The 12,457-nt window shown below is 46.9% G+C and carries 11 protein-coding genes; 1 reads left to right on the top strand and 10 read right to left on the bottom strand.

The window, feature by feature from the left end; translation table 11 throughout:
• Window positions 1–411 precede the first annotated feature (411 nt).
• Window positions 412–1,125 (top strand): chemotaxis protein CheW, encoded by a 714-nt coding sequence (locus tag ACLR2L_RS07210; protein WP_413366915.1) that lies wholly within the window; start codon window positions 412–414, stop codon window positions 1,123–1,125.
• Window positions 1,126–1,286: 161 nt separating this feature from the next.
• Here ACLR2L_RS07210 and ACLR2L_RS07205 read toward each other — a convergent pair whose 3' ends face one another.
• The 10 genes from ACLR2L_RS07205 to ACLR2L_RS07160 all read right to left on the bottom strand — a co-directional run bounded on the left by ACLR2L_RS07205 (window position 1,287) and on the right by ACLR2L_RS07160 (window position 12,388).
• Window positions 1,287–3,206 (bottom strand): methyl-accepting chemotaxis protein, encoded by a 1,920-nt coding sequence (locus ACLR2L_RS07205; RefSeq protein WP_413366913.1) that lies wholly within the window; start codon window positions 3,204–3,206, stop codon window positions 1,287–1,289.
• 133 nt (window positions 3,207–3,339) lie between these two features.
• A complete protein-coding gene (locus ACLR2L_RS07200) occupies window positions 3,340–4,098 on the bottom strand; it encodes a class I SAM-dependent methyltransferase (protein WP_413366911.1) in 759 nt (252 codons plus the stop codon).
• 82 nt (window positions 4,099–4,180) lie between these two features.
• A complete protein-coding gene (locus ACLR2L_RS07195; RefSeq protein ID WP_413366909.1) occupies window positions 4,181–5,002 on the bottom strand; it encodes an inositol monophosphatase family protein in 822 nt (273 codons plus the stop codon).
• 59 nt (window positions 5,003–5,061) lie between these two features.
• On the bottom strand, window positions 5,062–6,150 hold the full coding sequence (locus ACLR2L_RS07190) for a nucleotidyltransferase family protein (RefSeq protein ID WP_413366907.1): 1,089 nt from the start codon (window positions 6,148–6,150) through the stop codon (window positions 5,062–5,064).
• Window positions 6,147–7,001 carry an HprK-related kinase A gene (locus ACLR2L_RS07185; protein ID WP_413366905.1) on the bottom strand — a complete coding sequence of 285 codons (855 nt, stop codon included), beginning with the start codon at window positions 6,999–7,001 and terminating at the stop codon, window positions 6,147–6,149. The genes ACLR2L_RS07190 and ACLR2L_RS07185 overlap by 4 nt, the downstream gene beginning before the upstream one ends.
• Before the next feature lie 242 nt (window positions 7,002–7,243).
• Window positions 7,244–7,924, bottom strand: a complete 681-nt coding sequence (locus ACLR2L_RS07180; protein ID WP_413366903.1) for a hypothetical protein — start codon at window positions 7,922–7,924, stop codon at window positions 7,244–7,246.
• Between the two features lie 318 nt (window positions 7,925–8,242).
• A complete protein-coding gene (gene hemW, locus ACLR2L_RS07175) occupies window positions 8,243–9,382 on the bottom strand; it encodes a radical SAM family heme chaperone HemW (RefSeq protein ID WP_413366901.1) in 1,140 nt (379 codons plus the stop codon).
• Entirely contained in the window at window positions 9,375–9,977 is a 603-nt protein-coding gene (rdgB, locus tag ACLR2L_RS07170) for an RdgB/HAM1 family non-canonical purine NTP pyrophosphatase (protein ID WP_413366899.1), read from the bottom strand. The genes hemW and rdgB overlap by 8 nt, the downstream gene beginning before the upstream one ends.
• Complete coding sequence (gene srmB, locus ACLR2L_RS07165; protein ID WP_413366897.1) at window positions 9,974–11,218, bottom strand: ATP-dependent RNA helicase SrmB; 1,245 nt, start codon at window positions 11,216–11,218, stop codon at window positions 9,974–9,976. The genes rdgB and srmB overlap by 4 nt, the downstream gene beginning before the upstream one ends.
• A 42-nt stretch (window positions 11,219–11,260) precedes the next feature.
• Window positions 11,261–12,388, bottom strand: coding sequence for a CCA tRNA nucleotidyltransferase (locus ACLR2L_RS07160; protein WP_413366895.1), 1,128 nt, complete (start codon window positions 12,386–12,388; stop codon window positions 11,261–11,263).
• Window positions 12,389–12,457 lie beyond the last annotated feature (69 nt).

Raw genomic sequence — 12,457 nt, 5'->3', positions numbered from 1 at the left:
TTTGTGACTTCGGCGATACAGTGAAGTAACCAACCAGTGCCTTGATAGTGAGTAACAGAGCGTTCTTTTTTAAACTTACCCGAAGTGAATCGTGAAAAGTACCTTAACTAAAGTGGTAATTATAGAAAATAAATTTTTCTTTCTACTTTTGTATAAACAACGGTCCAGGGCGATAATTTAACACATTGTTAGTTATGGTGTAGATGCGTAAGATATTCATTTATATACACATGACGTGACTTTAGTGACATTAGTGCATTTTGATTTTTGGCTTCAAATGCATATTTCATAAATTATGCAAGCTATTTTGGTCTTGTATTTTATTTAATGGTATTTGAATTAATACCATAATAGTTTTTGAATACGATACATTGAAACTGTGTATTAATCCGTGTAGTTGTTGGATTTTTTATGTTGCAGTGTACTCCTACTATCCTTCAGGTTACCTATCGTCATTTGCTCAAAAAAGGTGATTCGACGTTTGTTATAAACGCATTGCTTAAGCAAGAAGCGTTAGCTTTTGAACTCGAAAACGTCGAATCAGACGATCAACTAGTCAATCCCGAGAGAGCTGATTCGAAAGAAAGTTGGATGAGTCTTGCTTACGACTCACCTGATAGTTTGTCTTCGTTTTTAACGACACCTGGCAAGGCGGAATTGCCGTGTGAACATCATTGGACAGAGTATATGTGTGTATCATTAAACGAGCACGCCATCGCACTTGATAGTTCACGTGTAAAGTCTGTAGAGCGACTCTCCGCGCTAGTAGCTCAGGAATACAAAAAGCAGACTGACATTGTGGGTTATGTTTGTTGGCAGGATGAGCGAGTACCGGTGATTGATTTAACAGGCAGAAGTCACCTTACGGAACAATCTCCGGCTGAGCCATCAAGAATAATTATTGTGGATGGAAACGAGCGTTATCCCTTAGTGGGTTTAGTTGTGTCATCTGTAATGAGTATTTTTCCGCTGGATACCTGTAGTATTGCACCTGCGTTGCCTTCAACTGCAGCAAACTTATATCAAACATCTGGTGTGTGTTACTTTGGTCCTCAGCGTCATGAGATCAGTATTTTGGACATTAACGGGATGCTTGCTTATCGCTTGCAGGGTTTAAGCATTTAAAGGTGTATTTGGCCTGAAATAACGATTTTTTATACCAATTCGCATAGAAGTTTGCCTTATCAGAGTGATTCCGTAGGGCTAAGGGGGGTAAATTGTTATGCGAGTTGGCATTAACAGAAAGCAGAAGGACAAACGCTCAACAGCGTTTGTCCTTTTTTACATCAGAAGCGGTAACGTTTTAGCTGCTGTTGCATTTGTTGAATTTGTTGTACCAACTTCGAACAGTTTTCAGACACAGAAGCCGCATAGGTCAGATTTTCCTGTCCAACGCTTTGAATACCTGAAAGGCGTTTATTGACTTCTCTGGCAATATCATTTTGATGGCTAGCCATATCCGACGTCTCTTTATTCAGTGTGGTTATGGTGGCGACGGCCCCTAGTGATTTTTGCAGGGATGTGCCGGCATTTTGCGTTACCGACACGGTTGCATAGGCGTTTTCCTTATTATTCTGCATTTTTTGCGATGCTTCACGACTCCCTTGTTGCAGTTTTTCAATCATTAAGCGTATTTCTTCGGTTGACGTTTGTGTACGACTGGCAAGAGAACGCACTTCATCGGCCACTACCGCGAATCCACGCCCTTGTTCACCGGCACGAGCAGCTTCAATAGCAGCATTCAGTGCCAACAGATTAGTTTGTTCTGCAATGTTACGTATTACATCCATTACACCGCTGATTTCTTCACTGGCTTTCGCCAGTTCACTGATCACCTGAACGGATGCATCTACGTCCTGAGCCTGGGTTTCGATATCCTTAATGGTAGCGGTTAGTACACTCACACTCGTGCGTGTGTCTTTATCGGCAGCAGAGGCTGCTTCTGTGGCGCGTCCAATGTTATCACACACTGCGGCAGCATTTTGTTGGAGTCTGGTTATGGCGCTATCAATGGCCTGAGATTCCTTCGACAGTGCCGACACGCTGTTACTGGAACGCTGCGCGGTATCTTTAAGCTGTTGAGACTGGTTTAACATTGCATCGGTAGCAGACGCCACTGACTTGAGTGTGTCTTGTAATTGCTCCAGCAATTTATTGAAGGCCCGCGACATCTGGCCAAACTCATCACTTCGGGCTGAATTAAACCGGAAAGTCAGATTACCTTCGCCAGAGGCGAGATCATTAACAACGTTGATAAATTCATTGAGCGGCTTGCCTATAATGTGGTTAATGAGCACAAATATGGTGCCGAGAACGGCTGCGCTGGCCAGAATAATTTTTACCAGTACGCCAAATACGGCAGTGCTCACCATAGAAGATTTTTCACTTTGAGACGCAACAAGAACCAGGTCGTAACCCCATTTCTCGAAGGGGATAACCGTTACAGACCAGACGTCTTTGTCGGAGAGGGCACGTTCTACATCGGCATCAGATACATGACTTGAATGCATTCGAATAGTGCCTTTACCGTCACGCAAAGCAACAAAACCTTCTTCCAGTAACCGGCTCTGGCTAATTGCTTGTTCGAGTACGTTCAAATCAGCTGAATAACCCACATACCAAATACCTATCACCTGTCCGGACGAATTGGTCATCGGTTCATATCCGGTAAGGTACGGGCTGCCCAGAATATCTACGGCACCGTAGTAGGCGATGCCCTTGCGAATGTTTGCCATGGCTTTGCCTTGCGGCGCCAGCTTTGTACCAATAGCGCGCTGACCGTCTTTTATTACATTGGTGCTAACCCGAATGAAATCTTCGCCGGTTTTGCTAAACAAGGTAGCGGTACCGCCCATGACTGCGGTCAGGTCGTCAACTAAAGCAAAGTTATTTGCCTGGGGGGTATTACCCAATAGTAATTGTTGAGCTGAGGTTTCTTTCACCATCACAGAATCGCCCTGCGACGGTGTCCCAATCTCAAGACCACGTTGTTTTAACAGCGTCATGCTGCTTTTCACCCGCTCATGCATCAGGCTGTCGGTAACCGTTAATATATTCTGCAGGCGGTCTGCCGTTTGTTGCTTTTGTGTAGACACTTGTTCGTCTACTGACGACGTGGTGGTAATCACTGTGATCCCGGCAATGACCAGAGCAAAGACAGCGATTACAGTTGATATTGCAGCTAAAAACTTTCGTTGAATTGACATAGAAACTCCGGCTGATACTTCCTATGGCTAATCATCCATGTGCCAGTGGTATTAACATTACTAGCAATAAATGTAGTGTATGGATGCAAAAGGGGAAAGTGAAATGCCAGAGTAACTGGAACAAGGACGCGAATTATTTTATATCTGGCTTGTTGGCAACAATCAGAATTTGCGATGCCAGTCTTCTGGCTCCACACTTCCACATTACCCAGTCATAAATAGCAGATACTAAATACACCGGAAATACCGCAACGTAATAGGCTGACTGGTAATACCGAAGCCGTTTGTACTCAATGGCGAAGCCTTGTGTTTCCAGTAAGCGCTTTAATGAAGGGTAGGAGCAATAATGGTAATAGGCAACAAAACCCAGTTCACCTTTTCTTTCCGGGAATGCCCATTCCACCAGCTTTTTAGTTACCTTGTTTGGGAGCAGGCGGTTAAGCAAAGAAAATGGGGCGTTTTTACCGGGCAGCACATGTACACATTTTCCTCCGGGTTTGAGGCATCTATACATCTCATTTGTGAAGGCTTTATTGTCGTAAAGGTGTTCCATTACAGAACGACTGATCACCAGATCAATTGAATTATCATCAAATGGCCAGCGTTTGCAGGCATCAGCGACGATGGCTGCATCAAGGTCGGTATTCTTATTCAGCGACGATGGCAGAATATCCATACCAATAAGCTTCACTTCTGCCTTTCGCAGGTTCTTTAGTGAATCGGGGAGTAGATATCCCGCCCCCACGTCCAGTATTATTCCGGCCTCCAGTTGGTTACTGTATTGCCAGATCAGTTGTTCGTATTCAGGAAATAACGGCTCGGTGAGTGCTGTGGGTAAACGCCAGTGAACGCGCCGACTGAAAGCCAGGTTAATCCTTTTCAAAAGTCCCATTTAGCTATTGATCCCTGATATGCAAAGCGCGTGTGCTACAGCTGATAACCGATATCTTAAATAATTGAACAGGTAATTGCCATTAGCGGAACAGGGCTGCAAGTTCTTCCCATCGCGCTTCGCTTTCGGCCACAATCAGCTTGCCGTTTATTTGCGCTTCATAGGGTTGGCCATTCAACATTTTGGAACATGCGCCCGCTTCGGTTGCAATTAACTGCCCGGCGCCGTGATCCCATAAATTTAGCGTATTTTGGAAGATGGTATATGAGACAGCGCCGGTAACCAGCAATCTGTATTCTGCGGCGGCACAGCGGTAATCCATTATTCTTCCCATTTGCATCACCGCTTTAACGGCTTTATCGCGCTCAGATTCCTTGGTTACACCAAAAGAGTAGCATCCTATAGTGTCTGAAAGCGCAAGGTCGGCATGACGGCCAACGCGTAACGGATGGTCTACGCCTTTTATTCGATCAAAGGCGCCTTTGCCTTTAATGGCCCAAAGATAGTCGCCAGTGACAGGCTCAAAAATAATGCCGCCAATCATTTCACCAAAGTGCGCAATACCTAACATCACGCCAAAATTCACAGAGCCATTGGCATAGTGCCAGGTACCGTCAATGGGATCCAACACAAAACTGAGTTCAGCTTCGTTGAACATCGCCAACGCAGACGCATCTGCGTACACACTTTCTTCACCAATTAACAGAGCATCCGGAAACAAGGCTCGTAGCTTTGCCATGATAAAGGTTTCTGCGGCTTTATCGGCAATAGTTACCAGGTCATTGTGATTTTGCTTTTGCTCGACCTGGTCTTCGCCGAGATGCCTGAAACGGGGTAAAATTTCGACATCGGACGCCAGACGACAGATGTCAGCTAACTGATGTATGTGTAGTTCGTTAATCATCCTGCTTCCTTTATGAGTGCAGTACGCCTGTCACGCATATGAAATCCAACCTATCTGGTTTATTCATCCGGCTCGCCAACCAGCGCTTTTCGCATTGCTTTGTACATTTTTACCGTGCTGTGTTTCAGTAAAGTTACCAGAGGCATTTTCTGACTGTGCCCCCTGCAATATACGGCGGCTCTTGCTATGCCAGCAAATGGATTGTGTAGCAAAGGGTGATCGGGCAACACAGCTTTGCTATAACACCAAAGCCAGAAACGATTTTTAAGGCTATTGTTGAAATGCCCCAGGCTGATTTGCTGTTTAACTGTGTCACGATTAAACAAGCTGCAGAGAAGAGACATTAGCAATTGAAATTCCTCGTGGAAACCATTGTCTGCTACTAATTGGTGAACGTCTTGCCAGAAAGGTTCACTATGGTGAGTATCGATTATCGACTGCATATCCAAACAATCGCGCAAGCCAAAGGTGACTTCTTCGTTCATTAACAGGTGAATCATACTGTGAACCAGCGCGGCGGCAGGTGATAGTGTGGATAATCCGTTTTCTGTTTGAATTCGCGAGCCCCAGAACTGCGCAATGTCGGGAGCGCGGCCACTCACTGGTAAAAACAGATTATGGTGTAAATCCAGTATCGTGCCCCGTTCAGCTTGCATCATGGGCGGAATTTCGTGAGCATATTCGCGGTAGTACTTGTCGTCATAGTCATCTACCTCTTTAGAAAGCCAAAGGTTCATCTTCAGATGACGTTCTGCTATTTCCAATTCTTCGCGTTTGACCAATGCGTCGATGTCTGAACAAATTCTACCGGCACTCTGAAAGGCAGGGCTGATAACATAGGCTGCTCCTTTCAGGAACATGGGTTCAATATGCTTTTCTGCCAATAGCCTTGTCAGTGTTACGCATTCGTAAGTAACTTGCTGTTGTTGTCTTTTAGCGTAGGTAATAGCACTGGATAACCTGATTTTCACAGTATCCGGCAGGCTACCTATTACGTCTAATGGTTGCAACTGCGCGGCCAACCAGGCATCCAGACGAGCGGTTTCTAAAATCCACAACACACTTTGCCAATCCTCAGATGCAAGCGAATAAGCAAGTTTAGGATTAGCGATAATCGAAGTAAATCCAGTACATTGCAGTTGCTTCACGACAACAATTCATCCTGTAAAAAGTCACTCATGAAATCAAGCGAGGCATAATGTACTTCAAAGCCCTGGATGTGATTTACCACGTTAAGCAGGATTTCAAACGACTGTTGTCCTAAAACATGGTAATTGAAGGCATTGCTATAGAGGCTTTCATAGGTTTGTAGTTTGTCTACGGTGAATAGTTTTGGCTCTGTGGCGGATGCGTCATACTTGGGGAAGACCACACCCACGATGCGCGCGGGCTGAAATGTTGCATACTCTTCCCAATGATGCGCTTTAAGATGAGCCACGCTCCCTTTAGCGGTATCGTGACAAGTAGGGGTGAGTACGGCGTTTGGCGACCACTGCTTTACCAAATCTATTGACTGATTCTTTAAACAAATAGGGCGATAAAGCGGCTGCACGGTACCAGCAACCAAATCAATCACCGCCATTTCGTCGGAATACACTTTCCAACCATGTATGCCCAGCCAGGCGGTTAAGGTACTTTTACCTGATCCTGGCATCGCAGGAAATAAAATAGCCTGCCCATCTTTTACCAACACTGCGGCATGCAGAAGCAAATGATTAAAGTGGCCCGTTGCCAGACACCAGTTTAGCCCCCATTCCAACAACGCATAACTTTGGCTTTGCGGTAACGGCTTGAATGGCACGCTAAAATTACACTCAAATTGCACAATAGGCTTAATCAAGCGACGTATAAGAGAGGCTGGTTTTACTGCTACGCAGAAACTGGACATATCCTGCCGGGGCGCGTCGCCGTAGATAAGTCTGGCACTTAACATTGCTGCATCAGGCAGGGCAATGCAATCAGCTTGCAACAGGCCAATATTTAAATAATTAATGTTCAAGCGGCACAACCAGGTTTCGACCGACTAGTATATTAAGCGTGCCATTTTCAGAACCAAAACACGTATTGATGTCGTCGGATGTAAAGGGGGCCGAAAAATCGGGGATAGACTGTAAGTCTGGGACGAAACGAAGGAGATGTGTCTGACTGGCGAAATGGTCAAACAACACAATACCAGAATTATCAAGGAATGGCCGCATCTCAACAGATGCGGCAAATGTCCACTTTTTCAAACCCGCTTGATTAGCAAGACATGTTTGAGAATAAGAAACTCGAAGAAGACGCTTTCGAGTAACCGTCGTTATAGCCAAGGTTACTGTCTGTTGCCCAACTACCTTCAAGATAGAGTTTGTTCATCACCATATTAGCGACTTCCTCTGCCGCCATACGTGACTGTGCTTCACTAAAACTAGTTGCAACACCATTATACAGTTCGAAGTAAGTATTCAGGTACACAGCTGCACCGTGTCTCAACACATCTTTATGTGTTCCACTGTACATGAACGCCTGTGTAAGGGTAATTGAAGTACTTACGCCGATCATATTGGCCAGCGTAGAGTTTATACCCAACTGGTTGTTGTCACGCACCGACAATACCATTCTAACCCAGCATTTTTGCGTTGCTTCGGATGCTTTTGAGCCCATTTGAGGGAATACATCGTTAACCGCTTTACCAGGGTTACTTACGCTCAACTGATTGCCGTTGTACCAAAAACCGGGAGAGCGACCGCCGGACAAAATGGGCACCTCACAAACAGGTTCAACGTTGCCTGATGTTTGAGAAAGGTTGCCTGATAACTGGCCTGACATGCTGCAAGAGGTCGTCGCCCAAACAGACTTAACCGGTAACGACGTAATAGCTGCACCGGCCGCCGCCTTTTTGATAAAACTGCGACGTGATTGTTTTGACTTATTTGACTCCATTTACCTCTCCTCGATCCTTTCTCAAAAGAAATATATTGTCAGTATGAAAAATACGTGCCAAATATTGCAACTTATTCATTTTAAAATGTTTTGCAATTTGTAAATGGTCGTTGACTAGGCATTGTGTAAAAAAGATTGACAATACTTTGCAAAATACAATAAGAGATTACCCCTATATTTTGCAGTTAGCAATACTCGCGCATGAGCTTGGTGTGTCTTTTAACGCCGCATACGGACACGGATATGACAGACAACCCGGTTTTTTATTATCGATTTTCCTGAATTCACGAAAATCAGCGGAGCTGGTTTGGCTATGTGCTACACAAATGCACTGAGTAAACTATTCAGGTAGCGTCTTCCACGCTCAGTGACCTGCCAGTGTGTGCCTGAGTCAACCAGCAAAGCTTGTGCCACAGCCCGGTCCAGTTCATGTTGTTGTTCAGCAGAAAGTGTCGTGCCGGTAAAATCCTCAAAATCGGCTTTAGGGCAGGGCTCAACCAGGCGAAAGCGGTTCATAAAAAACTCAAATGCCAGGTCTTGATGTATTACCTGATGTTGAGTATCCAGGTAATCTCTGCCGATCGCCATATAGCCGCGAGGGTGTTTCACTTTTACAGTACGTGTAATGGTGCCACTGAGGGCATTGGTAATCTTGCCGTGAGCACCGCAGCCAATGCCAATATAATCACCAAATCGCCAGTAGTTCAGGTTATGCTGACACTGATAACCTGGCTTGCTGTATCCCGAAATTTCGTACTGTTGAAAACCGGCAGCGTTAAGCATGGCGTGCCCGGCCTGTTGAATGTCCCAGAGTATGTCGTCATCCGGTAATTCCGGCGGACGGGAGTAAAATGGGGTATTTGGCTCTATAGTAAGCTGATACCACGACAAGTGCTCCGGTTGCTCGGCTATCGCACTTTCAAGATCCTGCAGTGCATTTTCCAGGGTTTGCTCAGGCAGTCCGTGCATTAAATCAATGTTCAAACTGCGCGCACCGCTTTGCTTTGCCTGGCCTAGTGCAAAGCGCGCCTGAACGTCATCGTGTATACGCCCGAGCACGCTGAGATGCACTGGCTGAAAACTCTGCACACCCACCGAGAATCGGTTCACTCCAGCTTGCACAAATCCGTCGAATCGCGCTGCTTCTATGGTGCCTGGGTTGGCTTCCATGGTAATTTCGGCATTAGCCGCTAAGGGGACGCGAGTTTTTACCCCTGCCAGTAAGGCGTGAATACTGTCAGGTGTAAACAAACTGGGCGTGCCACCACCAATAAAAATGGTCGTGATTTCCCGCTCGCCGGTAAGCTTGGCGTCGGTCGCCAGGTCATCAAGAAGGTGCGCTACGTATTCCTTTTCAGGCAGAGCCCCTTTTTGCGCGTGTGAATTAAAATCACAGTATGGACACTTTTGAACACACCAGGGTATGTGGATGTACAGGCTTAACGGCGGATTACGCAAAGTTGTGCTTCATACTGGTGAGTAATTGTTGCATAGCCAGACCACGGTGGCTTACGTCGTTTTTTTGTGCCTTGGTGAGTTCAGCGGCAGTGCACTTAAAACGGTTTGCGTAAAATACCGGATCGTAACCAAATCCTCCGTCACCGTGACGTTGACGGGTAATACTGCCTTGCCATTGACCTTCGCTGATCAAGGGAACGGGATCATCAGCATGGCGCATAAACACCAGCACGCACTGAAAATGGGCATTACGCTGATTGCTGTCACCCAGTGCTTCGAGCAGTTTACTGATATTGTCGTCGTCTGATGCGTCTTCGCCAGCATAACGGGAAGAGTAAATGCCCGGTGCGCCGCCAAGTAAATCCACAACTAAGCCTGAGTCATCTGCAATCGCCGGCAAGCCCGTTTCCCGGGCTGCGTGACGCGCTTTAATAATGGCATTTTCCACGAAGGTGGTACCGGTTTCAGGTACGCTGCTAACATTCAGCGCACTTTGCGGCACTACTTCAATGGATAAAGATTCAAACAGACTGGCAAATTCCTTTACTTTGCCCGCATTACCCGTGGCCAGTACTATTTTTTGTGGAAAGCTCATTTACCTGGTTTTCCTTTTGCTGCCTTGGCTATTTTCTTCGCTTTGGCTTTAACCTGTGCTTTGGTTTTAGCGGGTTTCTTTTTACCCTTTGTAGATGGCGCTTTGTGTTTGGGGCGCAGCTCAGCAATAACCCGGGCTTTGATAGGTTCTCCCATGTAACGCTCTACGCGACCAATCATTTCAAAATCATGGGCCTCTACCAGCGCGATGGCTGTGCCTTTGGCGCCGGCGCGACCGGTTCTGCCGATTCGGTGAACGTACACGTCCGCTTTACGTGGCATATCAAAGTTAATAACGTGGCTAACGTTGGGCACGTCGATGCCCCTGGCGGCTACATCGGTGGCCAGCAGAACAGGAACAGTACCGCTTTTAAAGCGCGCCAGGGATGCAATGCGTTTGTCCTGTGGCATTTCACCTTGCAGGTAACACACTTCGATGCCTTGTTTTTGTAGTTGCTCTCTAAGCCACTGCAAGCGTTCGCGCGTTTTAACAAATACCACAGCGCTTGTGGTTTGGGTGGTTAAAATGTGTTTTAGCAGCGCAACTTTGTGGTCCAGATCATCGGCCAGATGGTACCACTGGTGAATTTTCGCTTTTTCTCTGCGCGGCGGATCCGCCTCTACCACCGTTGGTTCATTGAGCAGGTTTTCTGAGAAATGCTTTACGCCGGGTCCTTCAAGCGTGGCAGAGAACAACATGTTCTGTTTACGCCAGCGTGCTTCAGAGGCAATTTGATTTACAATGGCCGAAAATCCCATGTCGAGCATGCGATCGGCTTCATCCAGGATCAGGCACTCAATATCACGGCAGTCGGCACTTTCTTGTTGAATATGCTCAAATAACCGCCCTGGTGTAGCAACCAGAATATCCAGATTCTGACTGAGTGTTTCTTTGTCGGTACCGTAGTTAATTCCCCCGGTTATCACGCCGCACACCAAATTAGTGTGTTGAGTCAGCGCCACGGCCTGCTCATGTACTTGCAAGGCAAGTTCGCGAGTTGGAGTTAAAATTAATATACGTGTTGCACCGGGCTGCTGGCGGGGAAAATCGAGTAAAAACTGACAGGCAGGTAAAAGAAACGCCAGGGTTTTTCCTGTTCCGGTGGGGGCTGACGCCAGCACATCCTTGCCTTCCATCGCAACCGGTACCACCATGCTTTGGATGGTCGTAGGGCGGCTTAAGCCCATGTCCTTTAGGGCGTGGCAAAGTTTGTCGTCGAGTTCTAATTCTTCAAATGTCATCTAGAGTCAGGTATATACATCGTTAATGGTGCCATTGTAGCACTAATTGTTGCGATCACCGCCACATTCAGCCAGATATTCAGAAATTGATTGCCATCGTAACTCAGTTAGCCGGGATTTAATTTGTGGGCCTTTTGCGCCACTTGCAATGATGCTTTGAACATCAATTTGCCGGGCTCGGTTGAGCGCTGTTGTAAAGCGCTCAATTAACAGTGGGGATGCCTGTTTTACTGGCCAATACAGACCCGCATTTAACAAGAGCGTTAATCGCTCAGGTCTGCGCCAGGCGTCAACGGCATTCAGAAGATCTAATAGCAGGGTTGCATCTGTCTGAGCGCTTGTCAGTTGACTTACAAACTGGCAGGCGATGAGGGCGGCATCCTGTTCCAGATTTGGTACTTTCAGTTGTTTTCCCAGTGCTTGCACCTGACTATAAGATAAATCTGCGCACAGTACTGCCCATCGAGTGGGTAAATCCGCACCATCGGAAGCCGCTTTATCCAGTTGGAATAATACTGCGTGTATCGACTCGAGTTGATGAAACTCGGGCATCCATACTTGTAAAGCACCCACGGTTTTTAGAATACTGAAATAGACCGAAGGGGAGTCTTCCATCAGGCTGCGGCTGGTTTCTTTCCATACGCGTTCCTGGCTGAGCGCGCGGATATCGGGTGAGTTGCACATGTCGGTCATCAGTGCGAGCGTCTCGGGTGCAACCGTAAACCCCAAAGCGTGGTATCGCGCGGCAAAACGCGCTACCCGAAATACCCGTAAAGGGTCTTCGCTAAAGGCCTCACTAACATGGCGCAGTATACGGTTGGCCAGGTCCTGCTGGCCGTTAAAGGGATCAATAATATTGCCATCGCTGGCCATCGCCATGGCATTTACCGTTAAATCCCTGCGCCGCAAATCCTCTTCCAGCGTCACGTCAGGGCTGGCATAACACTGAAAGCCGGTGTACCCAGCGCCAGACTTTCGCTCCGTGCGTGCAAGGGCGTATTCCTCTTTGGTTTTCGGATGCAGGAACACCGGGAAATCCTTGCCTACCTGTTGAAACCCTTTGTCTGATAGTTGTGACGGTGTTGCGCCCACTACTACCCAGTCCCGCTCAGTTACGGGGCGGTGAAGCAGGGTGTCGCGTACTGCGCCGCCAACTAAATAGGTTTGCATGAGGTCTCTTTCGTCTGACTGTTTAGCCGATATTATGCCTCAGTAAGCGCATGAAAACACGGGGTTGTT

Origin of the sequence: Alteromonas sp. AMM-1 (assembly GCF_047290655.1) — a bacterium.
GTDB classification, from domain to species: Bacteria; Pseudomonadota; Gammaproteobacteria; order Enterobacterales; family Alteromonadaceae; genus Alteromonas; species Alteromonas mangrovi.
The sequence above is the reverse complement of the archived record's forward strand: the minus strand, read 5'-3'. Positions and strand labels throughout refer to the sequence as shown.